Here is a 16,011-nt window from a genome sequence, read left to right on the forward strand (position 1 = left end):
GCACCGACGTCGTGCTCGGTGCGGACGGGTCAGGCGGACTTCTCCCGCGGCGTGCGGGAGCGAGCGGCGGTGGTGGTGGTGCGCGGCACCAGGGTCGGGTTGACGTTGTCGAGCACGACCTCGCGGGTGATCACGACCTTCTCCACGTCATCACGGGACGGCACGTCGAACATGACCTGCTGCAGCACCTCCTCCATGATCGCGCGCAGCCCCCGGGCCCCGGTCCCGCGCAGCAGCGCCTGCTCGGCCACCGCCTCGACCGCGGTCTCGGTGAACTCCAGCTCCACCCCGTCGATCGCGAACATCCGCTGGTACTGACGCACCAGCGCGTTCTTCGGCTGTGTCAGGATCCGCACCAACGCGTCACGGTCCAACGCCCCCACCGACGCGATCACCGGCAGACGCCCGATGAACTCCGGGATCAACCCGTACCGGTGCAGGTCCTCGGGCAGCACCTGCGCGAACAGGTCCTCCCCCGCCCCCGTGTCGATCGGCGCCCCGAACCCCACACCCCGCTTGCGCGCCCGCGCCGCCACGATGTCGTCCAACCCCGCGAACGCCCCCGCCACGATGAACAGCACGTTCGAGGTGTCGACCTGGATGAACTCCTGGTGCGGGTGCTTGCGCCCACCCTGCGGCGGCACCGACGCGCTCGTGCCCTCGATGATCTTCAGCAACGCCTGCTGCACACCCTCACCCGAGACGTCCCGCGTGATCGAGGGGTTCTCCGCCTTGCGCGCCACCTTGTCGATCTCGTCGATGTAGATGATGCCCTGCTCGGCCTTCTTCACGTCGAAGTCCGCCGCCTGCACCAGCTTCAGCAGGATGTTCTCCACGTCCTCACCGACGTACCCCGCCTCCGTCAACGCCGTCGCGTCCGCGATCGCGAACGGCACGTTCAACATCCGCGCCAACGTCTGCGCCAGATACGTCTTACCCGTCCCCGTCGGACCGATCAGCAAGATGTTCGACTTCGCCAGCTCGACGTCGTCGAGTCCGTCGTCGGGCGCGCCGTCCCCGGCCTCGGCGGCCTCCGCGGCGGCCGCGGCGGCGCGGATGCGCTTGTAGTGGTTGTGGACGGCGACGGCGAGCGCGCGCTTCGCCGGGTCCTGACCGACGACGTACGTGCTGAGGTGGGCGAAGATCTCGTGTGGCGTGGGCAGGCGGCCGTCCCCGGCGGCGACGTCGGTCGTCTCCGGCTCGCGGTCCTCCTCGATCATCTCGAGGCAGAGCGCGACGCACTCGTCGCAGATGAAGACGCCCGCGGGGCCGGCGATGAGCCGCTTGACCTGCTTCTGCGACTTGCCGCAGAACGAGCAGGTGAGCGTCTCGGCGGCGCGGGGGCGGCGAGGGCGGTCGCCGCTCGGGCCGCTGCCGTCGGTGGGTGCCACGAGAACCTCCGGTCGGGTCGGTACCGAGAGCGCCGATCGTAGCCTCCGCCGCCCCCACGGCCGGTGGACCGCCGGGCGCGGCACGCCGGTGCCGCGAGGCGTTCACCCACCCGTGCCCGACCCTGCGCGACGCACCGGCTGCACGTGCCTCGCGGGCGACGTCGGGCGTCCGCGCAGCCGATAGACTGGAACCGTTCCAGAGAAGATGTCTCACCACACCTGCGCGCCGCCGGGAGGCCTCGTGACCGACCTGATCGACACCACCGAGATGTACCTGAAGTCGATCTACGAGCTCCAGGAGGAGGGCATCCCGCCGCTGCGCGCGCGCATCGCCGAGCGCCTCGGGCACTCGGGCCCCACGGTGTCCCAGACGGTCGCGCGCATGGAGCGCGACGGGCTCGTCGTCGTCGGCGGCGACCGCCAGCTCGAGCTCACCGAGCTCGGCCAGCAGACGGCCGTGCGGGTCATGCGCAAGCACCGCCTGGCCGAGCGCCTGCTCACGGACGTCATCAAGCTCGACTGGCAGCACGTGCACAACGAGGCCTGCCGGTGGGAGCACGTCATGAGCGACCTCGTCGAGCGGCGCCTCATCCAGCTCCTCGACCACCCCGCGCACGACCCCTACGGCAACCCGATCCCGGGCTTGCGCGAGCTGGGCGAGGACCTGCCGGAGGTCCAGTACCTCGACGGCGTCGCGTCCCTGCCGAACCACCTCGCGGCACACCGCATCCCGGTCGGGCAGGAGACGCGCGTCGTGCTCCAGCGCATCGCCGAGCCGATCCAGGTGGACGACGAGCTCCTCGCGCGCTTCGCGGAGGCCGGGGTCTTCCCGCACCGCCCGCTCGTCGTGACGCCGGCGCTCGGCGGTGCGACGGTGTCGGGCGAGGGTGCCGCGACGGTGCTCGACCTCCCGGACGACGTCGCGCGCCACCTCTTCGTGACGGTGGACTGACCGCTCACACGGGTGTCACGTCCGGGGGCGCTGTCTTGTCGGAGTGTGCATGACCACCACATCAGCTCTGCTCACGCCCCTGCCACCCGCGCCCACGGGCTCCGCTCGAGGCCTCGCCGCCGCGTCCCGCGCGCGCGGGACGACCTCGGCCACGGACGTGGCCGCATGACGCGCGTCGCGGTCGCCGGCGGCACCGGGACGGTCGGGTCGCACGTCGTCGCGCGGCTGCGCGAGCTCGGGCACGAGCCGCTCGTCCTCAGTCGTTCACGCGGCGTCGACCTCGTGGCCGGCACCGGTCTCGACCTCCGCGGTGTGGACGCCGTGGTCGACGTCGGCAACGTCACGACGCTGTCGGCTCGCCGTTCCCGGGCCTTCTTCGGCGCGACGACGGGCGCGCTGCTCGAGGCGGGACGTCGCGACGGGGTGCGCCACCACGTCGCGCTGTCGATCGTCGGCGTCGACGCCGCGCCGGGCGGCTACTACGCGGGCAAGCTGGCGCAGGAGCGCGCGGTGCGCGGCGGGCCGTTGCCGTGGAGCATCGTGCGCGCGACGCAGTTCCACGAGTTCGCGGCGCAGACCGTGCAGCAGACGGCGGTCGGCCCCGTGGTGCTCGTCCCGCGGATGCGCACCCAGCCGGTCTCGACGCGCGAGCTCGCGGCCGCCCTCGTCGACGTCGCGCTCGGGCAGCCCGTGGGCGACGCGGGCGAGATCGCCGGTCCGCAGGAGGAGCGGCTCGCCGCCATGGTGCGCGCCTACCTCGCCGCCCACCGACGCCGCGAGCGCGTCCTCGAGCTCCGGTTCCCGGGCGCGTTCGGTCGCGCGATGGCGGGCGGCGCGCTGCTGCCCCGTCCCGACGCGCGGCTCGGCACGCAGACCTTCGCGCAGTGGCTGGCGACCCGAGAGGCGTGAGCCTGCGCGCCGAGGGCGTCGCGCGGTGGCCGTGCACCGGTCAGCGGGCGGCGCCCTCGAGCGTCCCGGTCACCGTGCCGCTGAGCGGCTCGAGGAAGCACTGGACCGAACGGTCGCCCCACGTCCAGTTCTCCTCGGTCGGCGAGAACCACCAGGCGTACAGCTCGGAGTCCTCGTAGGGAAGCCCGACGTAGGACTCGAACGCCTCGAAGCAGAAGTCCTCGGCGAGCGCCTGGACGCCCTCGTCGCCGGGGAAGTCGCCCGCCGCGAGGTGGGTGATCGCGTACACCTCGGCCTGGTGGTCGGACGCGCACGGGACGACGGGAACGGTGAAGACGGTGTCCGGGAGGTCGGTGGTGCTGACGCAGTCGCCGACCGCGAGGTCGAGGATGTCCGTGTCGAGCGCTTCCGGGGCCGAGTCCACGCCGGAGCCGTCGGGCGTCGTGGACCCCGGAGCGCCGAGGTCGATCACCGACGTGGTCGCCGTCTCCGAGAAGGTCGACACGGCGAAGATCCCGGACGCGAGCAGGACCACCACCGTGACCCACGAGCCGACGTACGCCACCGCCCCGACGATGACCGCGCCGACGCCCCAGGAGCGTGCCCGCTCGGACTCCCGACGCGTCGTCTGCAGGTCCTGCGCGCCCAGTGCACGGGCCGCCCGCTGGGAGGCCAGCAGCGCCGGGATGCCGAGCGGCCAGAACAGCAGGAAGGCGGCGATGACCCAGCCGGAGCCGGTCGACGGCTCGCGGGGCGCGGCGCCGGGGTGAGGAGCGGCAGCCTCGTACGGCGACGGCGACGGCGACGGCGACGGCAGTGGCGCGGGGGGCGGCAGCGGCGTCGGGCGCGGTGCGGCGGCCGTCGGCGCGTCCGAGCCCGTGGGCGCGTGCGGCGGGGAGAAGGGGTTGGGGTCGGGATCGGGTGCGGTCACGCTGGCCTCGGCTCGTGGTCGGGTTCGGGTGCGCGGACGCGCTCGTCCCGAAGGCGCGGCGTCGGTGCGACGCATTTGTACCAGAACCGGGCGACGGCACCGGCCGCCGGGGACGCCGGACCGCTCGATGTTCACCCCCGGACGTGCCGAACCCCGGGTCGTGCGCCACCGGGCGCGCTGAACCCCGGGTCGTGCGCCACCGGGCGCACCGAACCCCGGGTTGTGTGCCGTACGAGGCCTCGAACGGCACACAACCCGGGGCTCGGCGGTCGTGCCGGGATGCTGCGCGCCCGTTCCGACGGCCGGGCGTGCGGGGGCGGGGTGTCAGGCGGGGACGATGAGCCCGGCGGTCTGGGTGCGGGCGCGCTGGAGGCGGGCCTCGGCGTCGGACCAGTTGACGAGGTTCCACCAGGCGGTGACGTAGTCGGCGCGCACGTTCTGGTAGTCGAGGTAGTAGGCGTGCTCCCACACGTCGAGCAGGACGATGGGGGTCAGGCCGAGGGCGATGTTGCCCTGCTGGTCGTAGAGCTGGACGGTGACGAGCTTCTGGCCGATGGAGTCCCAGGCGAGGATGGCCCAGCCGGAGCCCTGGACGCCGGCGGCGACGGCGGCGAACTGCTTCTTGAAGGCGTCGAAGGAGCCGAAGTGCTCGTCGATCGCGGCGCCGATCTCGCCGGTGGGCTCGCCGCCGCCCTCGGGGGAGAGATTGGTCCAGAAGGCGGAGTGGTTGACGTGGCCGCCGAGGTTGAACGCGAGGTTCTTCTCGTGGAGGTTGATGGCGGCGAAGTCGCCGGACTCGCGGGCCTCGGCGAGCTTGTCGAGGGCGGTGTTGGCGCCGGTGACGTAGGCCTGGTGGTGCTTGGAGTGGTGCAGCTCCATGATGCGCCCGGAGATGTGCGGCTCGAGCGCACCGTAGTCGTAGGACAGGTCGGGCAGCGTGTAAGCAGGCATGGTTCCTCAGGTTCCTTCCGTCGGTGTCCTGCCACGCTAGGACCTCGACCACGGTCGAGGTCAAGGGCGACGCGGTGTGATCTCGCAGGTCGGGACCGGTGCGGCGCTCGCCGTCGTGGTCCGTCCGAGCCCCGCTGCCCGGCCGCCGCCGAACCCGTCGGGTGGAGAATCCGGCCGGTGCGGAACCTCGGCGACGCCCGCTGCGTCTACGTCGTCATGACACCCATCCCGACGGCGAGCCTGTGAGCGACGCGAGCAGGGTCGACGTCGTCGTAGTGCCCGGTGGCGACCGGGCGACGTCGCGCGACGAGTTCACCGCGTTCGTGCGGGAGCACGGCGCGACCCTGTACCGCGTCGCGTACATGCTCTGCGGCGACCAGCACCGTGCGCAGGACCTCGTCCAGCAGACCCTCGAGCGCACGTACCGCTCGTGGGGGAAGGTCCGCGACGGGTCGCCGCTCGCGTACGCGCGGAAGGTCCTCGTGAACCTGCGCGTCGACACGTGGCGCCGCACGCGCCGCGAGCACGCCGTCGACCCGCACGACCTCGTGCAGCTCACCGGCGACCCCACTGCGCGGGGCACCGGTGCGCGGACGGCCCCGGCGTCCGACGCCCACGTGGCCGACCGCGACCGGGTCGTACGGGCGCTCGCAGAGCTCCCCGTGAAGCAGCGGCGGGTCGTCGTGCTCCGCTTCCTGCTCGACCTGAGCGAGGCGGAGACCGCGCAGACCCTCGGCGTGCCTGCTGGGACGGTGAAGTCGCAGTCCGCGCGAGGGCTGGACCGGCTGCGGGCCGCACTCGGGGGACCGGTTGACGAGGCGCCCCGCTCGCACGGGCGTCGCACCGAGGCGTCCGGCGCCGACCGTGGTACGACCGCCCGCATGTCCCGGACGACCACCGCCGAGAGGAGACCGTCATGACCCGCACCGATCCGCTCGTGGACCGGCTGCGTGACGCGGCCGCGCACGTGGACGTCCCGGAGCTCGACGCCGAGAGCATGGCGGGCCATGCCGTCCGCACCGTACGGCGGCGGCGTTCTGCCGCCGGCGGCGCGCTCGCGGCGGTCGTCCTGGCAGGTGCCGTCGTGCTCGCGCCGGGCGTCGGCGATCGCGTCCGCGAGCCGCTGACGACCTTCCCCGCCGAGGTGGCGCCGTCGCCCGTGCCGTCCACGGGAGCCGGCGACGAGGTCCTCACCGACGAGTTGCCGCGCGTCGACGGGGTCGTGCCCGGCGTGCCCGAGGGGTGGCAGGAGCACGAGCTCGCGGGGCTCCTGTACGCGCTGCCGTCGTCGTGGCGGCCGCACAGCGACCCAGCACGGGACCAGCCCCGTTACCGGGCGTGGGTCTCCGGCCCGGACGACGCCGTCGCTCCTGGCACGCCCGGGGACGCGCACGTCTCGGTCGGCACGGGGTACGCCACGTGGCAGGTGCCCGACGACGCCTACCTCGCCGAGGCGGCGGGGACGTGGGAGGCGACCGTCGAGACGGCCGCCGTCCCGGGTGCGGACTACGTCGTGGTGCAGCGCACGCCGTTCGTCGTCGACGGCACGCCGGGCGTCCAGGTGCAGGTGCAGGTCCGCGAGGCGGGCGGCGTCGGGTACGGCCTCGTGCTGTCCGTCCCCGACACGGTGCGCGGGGAGGAGATCGTGCGCGGACTGCTCGGTTCGCTGTCGTTCGCCGACGACTGACGAGCCGGGGCGTGCCACAGGCATGATGGTCGCGTGCCCGACGACGCCCGCCCCGGCTTGCGCGTGACGTCCGCCCTGGTCGTCCCGGAGGCGGAGCTGTCGTGGCGCTTCTCGCGCTCGTCAGGGCCAGGCGGTCAGGGCGTGAACACGGCGGACTCGCGCGTCGAGCTGTCGTGGGACGTCGCGGGCTCGGCCGTCCTCACGGCCGTGCAGCGGGCGCGGGTCACGGAGCGGCTGGGGCGGCGCGTGGTCGGGGGAGTGCTGACCGTCGCGGCGTCGGAGCACCGGGCACAGCTGCGGAACCGGGACGCCGCCCGGGCGCGGCTCGCCGCGCTCGTCGCCGACGCGCTCGCCCCGCCCGGGCCGCGACGTCGGGCGACGCGGCCGACCCGGGGTTCGGTGCAGCGACGCCTCGACGCGAAGAAGCAGCGTTCCGGGACGAAGCGGCTGCGGCGGCCACCGCAGGACTGAGCGCGCGGTCAGGTGCGCCGTGCGAGCTCCGGGTAGTCGACGACGAGTCCGTCCGCGTCCACGGTGAGGTCGGCGGTGAAGTCGCGCGTCGCGCTCGTGTACGTGACGAGGGCGCGCCCGGTGGCGGGGTCGAGCGGCGACCGCGCGGCGTAGACCTGGTCGCTGCGCAGGACGCGCAGCGAGGGCACGTCGACCCACGCCATGACGAGCGTCGTCTCGCCGGCGGGCGCGTCGTCGCCGAGCAGGCCGAGGCGCCGGATGGGCATCGTGTTCGTCACCGGGCACAGCGCGATGTCGCAGTCGAGGGCGCCGTCGAGCGCGTCGGGCGCGTCGACGCCCGGTGCGGCGAGGTGGTCGGGCACCGTGCCGGTTGCGTCCGTGCGGACCTGCCATGCGCCGTCGGGCCCGCGGACGAGCTCGAGGTGCCGCGCCCAGCCGACGCCGCGCGCCGTCACCTCCAGGCGCCGCGTCACCCAGCCGGGCCCGGTCGTCAGCGACCACGCCGTGACGTAGCCCGACGCCCGGGACGTCCCCAGCGCGTCGAGGTGGTCGTCGTGCAGCACGACGGTCGCCGCCTCGAGCCGGTCGGGGTCGTCGTCCCAACCGCGCCAGGCGACGTGCCGGGTGGTGGGTGTGTTCGTCACGAGCCGTCTCCCGCCGTCGTCGGTGGATCGGACGCCCCCAGTGTGGCTCGCCGACCACGCTGGTGCTCGCCGTCGACCATGACTTCGGTGACGCGAACGGCCCGGATACGGCACCAAGGTCGTGGTCGGCTCAGGACAGGGCTGTGCGGGCGGCCGCGGCGACGGCGCCCGCGACCCGGTCGAGCGACGCGGAGTGCAGGCGCCACTGCTGCCAGTGCTGCGCGACGTCGACGGCGTGCGCGTCGTCGAAGCCGACGAGCCGCCCGGCGTGCCGGGACGCCGTGCTCTGGAGGTCGGGCAGCATGCCCCAGCCCATCCCGAGCTCGATGGCGCGACGGAACTCGTTCGACGCGGGGACGTGGTGGCGCGGCGGGTCGAGGGCCGGGCCGCCGGCGGCGCGGGCGCGCAGGTAGCGGTCCTGGAGGTCGTCCTTGCGGTCGAACGCGAGGACCGGCGCGACGGCGAGGGCCTCGTGCGTCGGCCCGTCGGGGAACCAGCGCTCCACGAACGCCGGGCTCGCCACGGGCCGGTAGCGCATGGTCCCGAGCAGGGTCGAGCGGCACCCGGGGACGGCCTCGGCGACGGACGTCACCGCCGCGACCGCCGTGCCGTCGCGCAGCAGGCCGATGGAGTGGTCCTCGTCCTCGCGCAGCACCTCGAGCCGCGCCCACGCCGAGGCCTCGGCGAGCGCGGGCAGGGCCCACGTGGTGAGGGCGTCGCCTGAGACGACGAGCGTGATCTCGGGCAGCGGGGGCGCGGCGGGTCCGCCGTCGGGCGGTCCGGACCCCGCGGCCGCGCCACGGTCGGCGATGCCGAGCTCGGCGAGCACGTCGGCCTGCTGGAGGGCGAGGTGCCGTGCGTGCCGGACGAGCACCTGGCCCGGCGGCGTGAGCTCCGCGGGGCGGCCGCGGCGCACGAGCACCTGCCCGACGGCGGCCTCGAGCGCACGCATGCGCTGGCTCACCGCCGACGGCGTGACCCCGAGGTGCCGCGCGGCCGCGTCGAAGGTCCCTGTCGTGGCGATGGCGTCGAGCGCGCGCAGCTGGTCCGGCTGGAGGTCGACCATGAGAGGATCTTACGGATCCGAAGAAACATTTGCTGTACTGAGGCATCTGCGCCGCCTACGGTCGACGCCGTGCCTCTGCTCGCCGTCGTCCCACCCCTCGCCGCCGGTCTCGGTGCGGGGCTGTCCCTCATCGTGGCCATCGGCGCCCAGAACGCGTTCGTGCTCCGCCAGGGGCTGCGGCGCGAGCACGTCCTGCCCGTGGTCCTGGTGTGCGCGGTGTCCGACCTCGTGCTCATCGCCGCCGGCACGGCCGGGTTCGGGGCGCTCGTCACCGGAGCTCCCGGCCTGCTCACCGCGGTGCGCTGGGTCGGCGCCGTCTTCCTCCTGGTCCTCGCCGTGCTCGCCGCCCGACGCGCGCTGCGGCCCGGCACGCTGGAGGCGCGGGACGGCGGGCGGTCGACGTCGGCGCGGGCCGCCGTCGGGACGTCGCTCGCGCTGACGTGGCTCAACCCCCACGTCTACCTCGACACGGTGCTCCTGCTGGGCACGCTCGCCGCGGGGTACGCGGCCGCGCACGCCGGCGAGGTGGGCGCGCTCGGTCCGGACGCCGTCCGCTGGTTCTTCGGCGCGGGTGCGTGCCTCGCGAGCGTCGTGTGGTTCGCGGCGCTCGGCTTCGGTGCGCGGCTGCTCGGCCCCGTGTTCGCCCGGCCGACGGCGTGGCGCGTGCTCGACGGCGCGATCGCCGTCGTCATGGCGACGATCGCGGTCTCGCTCCTCGTCGGGGCCTGACGTCACCGTCCGCGGCGTCGCGGGCGGCGACCCTGGTGCGGGCCCGCCCGCGCGGCGTACGGTGCCAGCGTCCGCCCCCGCACGTGCTCGAGGAGGCCCCATGGCTCGGTTCACCCGCTCCGACGACCTGCGCGGCGCGACGTTCGAGGGCGCGGACCTGCACCGTGCCCGGTTCGTGGAGTCCGACCTGTCCGGCGTGGTGATGCGCGGCGTCCAGGTCGAAGGGATGGACGTCGACGCGCCCTGGCTGCCCGACGGCGGCGCGCCCTTCCGGGTCAACGGCGTGGACGTGACGCCGTACGTCGAGGCCGAGCTCGACCGCCGCTTCCCCGGCCGCGACCTGCGCCGGGCGACGGACCCCGAGGGGCTGCGTGCGGCGTGGGCGGCGCTGGATTCGACCTGGGCGGCCACCCTGGAGCGGGTCGCCGCGATGCCGGACGGCACGGTCGACGTCTCGGTCGACGGCGAGTGGTCGTTCGCGCAGACGCTGCGGCACCTCGTGCTCGCGACGGACGCCTGGCTGGGGCGCGCGGTCCTGGGTCTGGAGCAGCCGTTCCACCCGCTCGGTCAGCCCGGCCCGCAGGCCGCCGAGGACGGGCTCGACCTGTCGGTCTTCGAGACCGGTACCCCGGCGTTCGCCCGGGTGCGCGAGGCGCGCGCGGACCGGGTCGCGATGGTCCGCGACCTCCTGGCCGCCGTCACGCCGGAGGAGCTGGCGGTGGTGCGCGCCAACCCGTGGGCCCCGGACTACCCGGAGACCACCCTGTCGTGCGTGCACGTGATCCTCGAGGAGGAGTGGGAGCACCACCGCTTCGCCGTGCGTGACCTGGACCTGATCGAGGCGCGCGGCGTGACCGAGCGAACGTCGTCCGGGTGACCGTCAGGTGAGGTGGTCGAAGTCACCGCGCACCCAGGCCGCGTGGCGCTCGGCCGAGCGAAGCACGACCTCTCGCGCGTCGGCCGGGACGACGCCGTCGAAGTTGTTGTAGAGCCGCTCGAACGGGCGCCGGGCCACGTGCTCGGCGACGCGCAGCGCGACCGCCCCGGACAGCGGGATGCGGTTCGGGTAGGACCGCATGAAGCTCACGGACGTGCGGTCCGGGTTGGCCATGACGGTGTCGCCGCTCAGCAGCACGCCGCGTCCGTCCGCGCCGTCCGCCCAGTGCAGCACCGCGCTCCCGGGGAAGTGGCCGCCCGGCTGCAAGATCGTCACGCCGGGCAGCAGCTCGCGCTCGCCCGACCACGTCTCGATCACCGGGTCCGGCCGGGCGACCCACCCGGCGTCGGCCTCGGCCACGAGCACCGGCACGTCGCCGAGTGCGCGGCTCCACGCGACCTGGACGCCGAACATGTGCGGGTGGCTCGCCACGATCGCGACGACCGGGCCGAGCTCGCGGACGGCGGCGACCGCCGCGTCGTCGACGTACCCGAGCGGGTCCCACAGGACGGCTCCCGCCGGGGTGGTGACGAGCTTCGACTGCTGCCCGATCCCGATGCTCGGCTCGCTCGTCAGGCCATGCAGTCCGGGCTCGAGCTCCCGCACGACGACGCGCTCGCCCTGGGTGGACAGCTCGGCGAGCGTCGTCCACCGCTGCCCGGACGCCGGCACCCACTGCCGCTCGTCGGCGCAGATCGCGCACACCGGCGGCCGCTCCGCGTGCTCGACGGCGCACGTCGCGCAGATCCACCAGGCGTCGTCCGGGACGGGGGCGTGCTGAGGCGTCGTCGACATGGGCACGTTCTACCGCGGGCGACCGGCGACGCGCCAGGGGTCCCGCTATGCCGAGAGGGCGCGCCGGTACGGGCGTGGGAACGCTTCCACGGCGCGGGAAAGCGCCGTACCGTGGCCTCAGGGCACTCCCGCCCGACCGCCGAGGAGGCCCGATGACCACGACGACGCTCGACGACGTCGCCGCCGCGGCGCGCGTGTCCCGGTCGACCGCGTCGCGCGTGCTGCGCGGGGCCGGGCCCGTCTCGGACGACGCCCGCCGTGCCGTGCTCGACGCCGCGGACCGCCTCGGGTACGTCCCGCACCCGGGGGCGCGCTCGCTCGCCAGCGGCCGGGGCGAGCGGATCGTCGTCGCCGTGGGCTCGCCGTCGCCGGACCTCCTGGCGGACCCGTACGTCGCGCGCGTCGTCGCGTCCGCCGGCGGTGTCGCGGACGCCGAGGGCACGGGCGTCGCGCTGCGCTGGCTCGGAGGCGCGCCGGGCGCCGAGCTCGACCGTCTCGCGCGCGACCCGGGAGTCGGCGGCGTCCTGCTCGTGGACTACGCGGCCCACGTGCCGCCGCTCGTCCCGCGCGCGCTCGCACCCCGCGTCGCCGCCATCGGCCCCGCCGACGTCGGCGTGCGAGCCTTCGACGTCGACGCCGCCGCAGGGATCGCCGCGCTCGTGCGGCACGTGCTCGGCAGCGGACGCCGCGAGGTCGTCATGCTCGCCGGACCCGCGTGGCTGCCGGGGACGCGGCGCGCCGTCGACGCGTACGCCGCCGTCGTCGCCGCCGCCGGGGAGCCGCGACGCGTGGTGACGGCCGACCTCACGGCGGGGGCCGGCGCGGTCGGCGCGCGCGATGCACGGAGGCGCTGGCCGCGCCTCGACGCGGTGGTCGCCATGAGCGACACCCTCGCGCTCGGGGCGCTGCGGGCGCTCGCGGAGGACGGCGTCACCGTGCCCGACGACGTCGCGGTCACCGGGTTCGACGACCAGCCGCTCGTGCGCGAGGCGGGCCTGGGCCTCACGACGGCGACGCACCCGGTCGAGCAGATCGCCGCCGCGGCGACCGCCGAGCTGCTCGGGCGCCGACGCGCGGAGAGCCGGACGTTCCCGTCCCACGTCGTGGCGCGCGCCACCGCGTGACGGGAGGGCTCACGCCGTCCGGTCGTCGGGGACGAGGTCCTCGCGCAGGTGCCGCGCGTAGCCGCCCGGGGTGCGCCCCACGAGGCGGGCGGACGTGAGGACCTCGCCCGCGGCGTCGGGCACGACGCGCGCCCCGGCGCGCCGGGCCGCCTCGACGAGCGCGACGTCCTCGTGCTCGGGGAGCGGCGCGAAGCCGCCCGTCGCCCGGTAGACGGACAGCCGGACGCCGAGGTTGGCGCCGTGGACGTGGCCGTTCGCCCGCCCGGGCTCGTGGTTCGCGAGCCACGCCGCGGCCCGGCCGGGGGAGAGGTCCTCGACCCGCGGGCGCACGGTCCCGACGACGACGTCCGCTCCCGCCTCGGCGAGCTCGACCTGCCGGACGAGCCAGTGCTCGGGGACCTCCGAGTCGGCGTCCGTGCACACGAGCCACGTGCGTGCGGTGCCCGGCCGGCAGGCCTGGCCGTGCACGGCCGGTTCCGGGAGCCCGTGTTCCGCCGCGTCGACGCCGACCGCCCGGGCCGCCCCCACGCCGAGGCGGGGCGTGACGAGCGACGGGAGACCGGACGCGCGGACCACCTCGGCGCTCCCGTCCGTGCACCCGTCCAGGACGACCGACACGGACACCTCCAGCTCCGGGCGCTCGGCCGCGAGCCGGGCGACGGCGCGCCGCAGGGCCGCGAGGCACGCGGGCAGCAGCGCCTCCTCGTCGTGCACCGGCACGACGACGAGGACCGCCCGGAGCCGCGCCGCACGGCCGGGGCGAGCACGGGCCGCGCTCACGCGAGCCCCGTCGCGCGCGCGACCGACGCCACGGGCCGGCGCGCGAGGACGTCGAGCACGAAGTCCTCCTCCTCGTGGTGCGCGACGACGCCCAGCTCGGGCCGCGCGCGCACGCGCTCCGCGACCTCGTCGCCGCCGAGCGGGTACTCGGGCACGTCGTGGCGCCAGTGGCAGGCGACCACGACGCCGTCCTCGGTCAGCGAGCCGAGCACGCGGTCGAGCGTCCGGTCGAGGTCCTCGCGGCCGTAGTAGTAGAGAACCTCGGAGAGCACGACGAGGTCGAACGCGCCGTCCGGCCAGTCGTGCGGCGTGTCGAGGCGCAGCAGCTCCGTGTCGGGGCCGAGGCGGCGCCGCGCGGCGGCGATCGGGGCCTCGGCGACGTCGACCCCGGTGACGCGGTCGCAGCGCGCGGCGAGACCGGCGGTGAGGACGCCCGTCGAGCAGCCGAGCTCCAGGCCGGACCGGAAGCGCGGCCGCGGCAGGCTCGCGAGCAGGACCGCGCGCTTGCGCTCCTCGTACCAGCGGGTCTCGAAGCCCCACGGGTCGTCGCGGCCGGTGTAGAAGCGGTCGAAGAAGTCGCGGCCCAGCGACCGGTCCGGCGCGCGGCCCGATGATCGACCGGGCGACCGGCCGTGCGACCGGACGTGCTCGGCCCGGTCGCCGTCTGTCCGCGCCTCCACGAGCACCTCGACCGGTCGGGCGGCGTGCCGCAGCATCTCGGGCCCGACGACCGCCTCGTCACCCGGCTCCGACGACAGCGGCCGCACCTGGCTCGCGTGCGCCGCGACGGCCTTCCCCTTCGCCGCCGACTCCTCGGCCGAGAGCGCGAGCCCGCGCAGGTCGTCCCACGGGACGGCGTCCCCGGACGGGTCTCCCCAGTGCCACAGCCACAGCGGGTACTCCACGAGCCGCACGCCGCGTCGCCCGGCGAGCGCCGCCGCGACCTCGCCGGTGATCCGGTGGTCGCGGTGCCCGTCGCCGCGCCACGGCGCGCAGAGCAGCGGGCGCTCGCCGCCGGTCAGGTCGAGCGCGGCGGTGAGGCCGCGGTCCAGCTCGGGGCGGTGCTCGCGCAGGCCCCCGTCGGGCAGCCCGAGCAGCACCACACGCGCTGTCGGGCACAGCTCCCCGACGGCCGCCACGACCTCGCGCCGCCGCACGGCACGCAGCTCGGCCGGCGCCGTGGCCGACCCCGGGTGCGACCCCTCGCCGTCGGTCGCCACGACGACCGTCACGGGAACGCCGCGCGCGCCGAGCCGGTGCACGAGCCCGCCCGCGCCGAGCGACTCGTCGTCCGGGTGCGCCGCGAGGACGACGAGCGCGTCCACGCCCTCGAGGTCCAGGGGCTGCGGGCGGTCGCCGACCCCGGCCGCGACCCAGGCGTCCTCGGAGGTGCCCGGCTCGCGGTGGTCGAAGCTCACCACGGCCGCTCCCCGGCCGCGAGGAGGTCGCGGCCGAGCGACGCCTCGTCACGCTCGGCGTGGTGCTGGCGCACGTACAGCCCGAGGTCGGCGACGCGGCGCGCGAACGACTCGTCCGTCGTCAGCGGCCCTGGCCCGAGCGCGTGCGCGCAGCGCCGCTGGACCTCCTCCACCGCGACCGCCACCGCCGTCCGCACCCGCCGCGCGAGCACCGCGGACGCCCGTCCGGTCACCCCGTCGTCGACGGCGCTCGCGGCCTCCGCGAGCGTGGCCCGCGCGCCGGTGAGCGCGACGTCGACCGCGCCCAGGTGGGCGAGCGCGAGCTGGTCGGGCACGCGCCGCCCGAGCGCGTCCCACAGGGTCCGCGCGAGCCCGACGGCGCCGCCCCACCAGCACGCCGCGACGCCGATCCCGCCCCACGCGAACCCGGGCCGCTCGAGGTACCAGCCGGCGGCGCCCAGGGGGACCGCGGGCGCGCCGTCGAACCGTACGGGCGCGCTGACGACCTGCGGCAGCCCGCGCGGGACCCACGGGCCGTCGGCGGGCTCCACCGACGCGGGACGCAGATCCACCGCGAACAGGCGGCGGCCGTCGTCGGTCCACGCCGTGACGAGCGCGTGCGACAGGTCGGCGGCGAGCGAGCACCACGGCTTCGTGCCGGTCAGCGTCCACCGTCCGTCGGCGGGCGTCGCGTCGAGCCGGACGCCCGGGCCCTCGGCCGCGAACACGCCCCACGTGCTCCCCGGTCCGGCGCCCACCGCGGCGAGGTCCGGTGGCTCGGGCACCTGGTCGAGGATCGCGAGCGCGTCGAGGTGCGGCTCGAGCATCCGGGCGACCGCGACGTCCATGGCCGCGACCGACGCGAGCGCCGACCACAGCGCGTCCGTGCGCCCCGACCCGGGCAGCGGGAGCCGGGGCGTGACGTCCTGCACCCACCGCAGCGTCGCCCCCACGTCCGTGCCGACCTGCGCGACGACCGCGAGGTCGCCGGGGCGCAGGACCCCGCCCGGGTCCTCCGCCGGCTCGGGCCCGGTCGCGCGGAGCGTGGTGACGGCGGGCAGGGGCAGGACGGGCACGGGCGCCTCCGGGGACGGGCGGGCTCGGGTCCCGCGGTGGTGCGACCAGCATCGGCGACGGCGGGGCGCGTGTCGCGCGGTAGCCCCTGGCGGGTGGGCCTCCTGACGTGCGACGACGGCTGCCGCCCCCTCGGGGCGGCAGCCGTCGTG

17 protein-coding genes are annotated in these 16,011 nt (G+C 75.8%); 8 read left to right on the forward strand and 9 right to left on the reverse strand.

The window, feature by feature from the left end:
* Positions 1–29 precede the first annotated feature (29 nt).
* A complete protein-coding gene (gene clpX, locus ACFTZA_RS09805) occupies positions 30–1,391 on the reverse strand; it encodes an ATP-dependent Clp protease ATP-binding subunit ClpX (RefSeq protein ID WP_378193487.1) in 1,362 nt (453 codons plus the stop codon).
* 241 nt (positions 1,392–1,632) lie between these two features.
* On the opposite strand from clpX, the gene ACFTZA_RS09810 reads away from it, so the two are divergent.
* Positions 1,633–2,343 (forward strand): metal-dependent transcriptional regulator, encoded by a 711-nt coding sequence (locus tag ACFTZA_RS09810; protein ID WP_378193490.1) that lies wholly within the window; start codon positions 1,633–1,635, stop codon positions 2,341–2,343.
* A 165-nt stretch (positions 2,344–2,508) separates the two neighbouring features.
* Entirely contained in the window at positions 2,509–3,252 is a 744-nt protein-coding gene (locus ACFTZA_RS09815; RefSeq protein WP_378193493.1) for an SDR family oxidoreductase, read from the forward strand.
* 40 nt (positions 3,253–3,292) lie between these two features.
* On the opposite strand, the gene ACFTZA_RS09820 is transcribed toward ACFTZA_RS09815, so the two are convergent.
* Both ACFTZA_RS09820 and ACFTZA_RS09825 read right to left on the reverse strand, forming a co-directional pair.
* Positions 3,293–4,183 (reverse strand): septum formation family protein, encoded by an 891-nt coding sequence (locus ACFTZA_RS09820; protein ID WP_378193496.1) that lies wholly within the window; start codon positions 4,181–4,183, stop codon positions 3,293–3,295.
* A gap of 324 nt (positions 4,184–4,507) precedes the next feature.
* On the reverse strand, positions 4,508–5,134 hold the full coding sequence (locus ACFTZA_RS09825) for a superoxide dismutase (protein ID WP_378193498.1): 627 nt from the start codon (positions 5,132–5,134) through the stop codon (positions 4,508–4,510).
* Positions 5,135–5,376: 242 nt separating this feature from the next.
* Here ACFTZA_RS09825 and ACFTZA_RS09830 point away from each other — a divergent pair, with 242 nt between their 5' ends.
* Genes ACFTZA_RS09830 through arfB form a run of 3 tightly spaced genes read left to right on the forward strand, consistent with a single transcriptional unit; the run spans position 5,377 to position 7,292 of the window.
* Entirely contained in the window at positions 5,377–6,054 is a 678-nt protein-coding gene (locus ACFTZA_RS09830) for a SigE family RNA polymerase sigma factor (RefSeq protein WP_378193501.1), read from the forward strand.
* Positions 6,051–6,821 carry a hypothetical protein gene (locus ACFTZA_RS09835; protein ID WP_378193504.1) on the forward strand — a complete coding sequence of 257 codons (771 nt, stop codon included), beginning with the start codon at positions 6,051–6,053 and terminating at the stop codon, positions 6,819–6,821. Before ACFTZA_RS09830 ends, ACFTZA_RS09835 begins: the two co-directional genes overlap by 4 nt.
* Positions 6,822–6,854: 33 nt before the next feature.
* Complete coding sequence (gene arfB, locus ACFTZA_RS09840) at positions 6,855–7,292, forward strand: alternative ribosome rescue aminoacyl-tRNA hydrolase ArfB (RefSeq protein WP_378193507.1); 438 nt, start codon at positions 6,855–6,857, stop codon at positions 7,290–7,292.
* 8 nt (positions 7,293–7,300) lie between these two features.
* On the opposite strand, the gene ACFTZA_RS09845 is transcribed toward arfB, so the two are convergent.
* Positions 7,301–7,936 carry a putative glycolipid-binding domain-containing protein gene (locus tag ACFTZA_RS09845; RefSeq protein ID WP_378193510.1) on the reverse strand — a complete coding sequence of 212 codons (636 nt, stop codon included), beginning with the start codon at positions 7,934–7,936 and terminating at the stop codon, positions 7,301–7,303.
* A 130-nt stretch (positions 7,937–8,066) separates the two neighbouring features.
* On the reverse strand, positions 8,067–9,002 hold the full coding sequence (locus ACFTZA_RS09850) for an ArgP/LysG family DNA-binding transcriptional regulator (RefSeq protein ID WP_378193513.1): 936 nt from the start codon (positions 9,000–9,002) through the stop codon (positions 8,067–8,069).
* 69 nt (positions 9,003–9,071) lie between these two features.
* Between ACFTZA_RS09850 and ACFTZA_RS09855 the strand changes: the two genes are divergently transcribed.
* Both ACFTZA_RS09855 and ACFTZA_RS09860 read left to right on the forward strand, forming a co-directional pair.
* Positions 9,072–9,731 carry a LysE/ArgO family amino acid transporter gene (locus tag ACFTZA_RS09855; protein ID WP_378193516.1) on the forward strand — a complete coding sequence of 220 codons (660 nt, stop codon included), beginning with the start codon at positions 9,072–9,074 and terminating at the stop codon, positions 9,729–9,731.
* A 100-nt stretch (positions 9,732–9,831) separates the two neighbouring features.
* Positions 9,832–10,608: a DinB family protein gene (locus ACFTZA_RS09860; RefSeq protein ID WP_378193518.1), complete on the forward strand. Its 777-nt coding sequence runs from the start codon at positions 9,832–9,834 to the stop codon at positions 10,606–10,608.
* 3 nt (positions 10,609–10,611) lie between these two features.
* Here ACFTZA_RS09860 and ACFTZA_RS09865 read toward each other — a convergent pair whose 3' ends face one another.
* Positions 10,612–11,463: a hydrolase gene (locus tag ACFTZA_RS09865; RefSeq protein ID WP_378193520.1), complete on the reverse strand. Its 852-nt coding sequence runs from the start codon at positions 11,461–11,463 to the stop codon at positions 10,612–10,614.
* A 152-nt stretch (positions 11,464–11,615) separates the two neighbouring features.
* Between ACFTZA_RS09865 and ACFTZA_RS09870 the strand changes: the two genes are divergently transcribed.
* Positions 11,616–12,587: a LacI family DNA-binding transcriptional regulator gene (locus tag ACFTZA_RS09870; RefSeq protein ID WP_378193524.1), complete on the forward strand. Its 972-nt coding sequence runs from the start codon at positions 11,616–11,618 to the stop codon at positions 12,585–12,587.
* Between the two features lie 9 nt (positions 12,588–12,596).
* On the opposite strand, the gene ACFTZA_RS09875 is transcribed toward ACFTZA_RS09870, so the two are convergent.
* The 3 genes from ACFTZA_RS09875 to ACFTZA_RS09885 are packed head-to-tail and all read right to left on the reverse strand — an operon-like array spanning position 12,597 to position 15,861.
* Complete coding sequence (locus tag ACFTZA_RS09875) at positions 12,597–13,367, reverse strand: glycosyltransferase (protein WP_378193527.1); 771 nt, start codon at positions 13,365–13,367, stop codon at positions 12,597–12,599.
* The gene (locus tag ACFTZA_RS09880) at positions 13,364–14,788 is read right to left on the reverse strand and encodes a PIG-L family deacetylase (protein ID WP_378193530.1); all 1,425 of its coding nucleotides are present in this window, start codon (positions 14,786–14,788) and stop codon (positions 13,364–13,366) included. The genes ACFTZA_RS09875 and ACFTZA_RS09880 overlap by 4 nt, the downstream gene beginning before the upstream one ends.
* The gene (locus tag ACFTZA_RS09885) at positions 14,782–15,861 is read right to left on the reverse strand and encodes an acyl-CoA dehydrogenase family protein (protein WP_378193532.1); all 1,080 of its coding nucleotides are present in this window, start codon (positions 15,859–15,861) and stop codon (positions 14,782–14,784) included. The genes ACFTZA_RS09880 and ACFTZA_RS09885 overlap by 7 nt, the downstream gene beginning before the upstream one ends.
* Positions 15,862–16,011 lie beyond the last annotated feature (150 nt).

The sequence above is a fragment of the Cellulosimicrobium sp. NPDC057127 genome (assembly GCF_042670945.1).
Lineage (GTDB): Bacteria > Actinomycetota > Actinomycetes > Actinomycetales > Cellulomonadaceae > Cellulosimicrobium.

Excerpts from the sequence above, each read along its gene's own strand:
- ACFTZA_RS09850 (WP_378193513.1), bottom strand. The coding sequence starts at position 9,002 with ATGGTCGACCTCCAGCCGGACCAGCTGCGCGCGCTCGACGCCATCGCC.
- ACFTZA_RS09815 (WP_378193493.1), top strand. The coding sequence starts at position 2,509 with ATGACGCGCGTCGCGGTCGCCGGCGGCACCGGGACGGTCGGGTCGCAC.
- ACFTZA_RS09835 (WP_378193504.1), top strand. The coding sequence starts at position 6,051 with ATGACCCGCACCGATCCGCTCGTGGACCGGCTGCGTGACGCGGCCGCG.
- ACFTZA_RS09860 (WP_378193518.1), top strand. The coding sequence starts at position 9,832 with ATGGCTCGGTTCACCCGCTCCGACGACCTGCGCGGCGCGACGTTCGAG.
- ACFTZA_RS09865 (WP_378193520.1), bottom strand. The coding sequence starts at position 11,463 with ATGTCGACGACGCCTCAGCACGCCCCCGTCCCGGACGACGCCTGGTGG.
- ACFTZA_RS09870 (WP_378193524.1), top strand. The coding sequence starts at position 11,616 with ATGACCACGACGACGCTCGACGACGTCGCCGCCGCGGCGCGCGTGTCC.
- ACFTZA_RS09825 (WP_378193498.1), bottom strand. The coding sequence starts at position 5,134 with ATGCCTGCTTACACGCTGCCCGACCTGTCCTACGACTACGGTGCGCTC.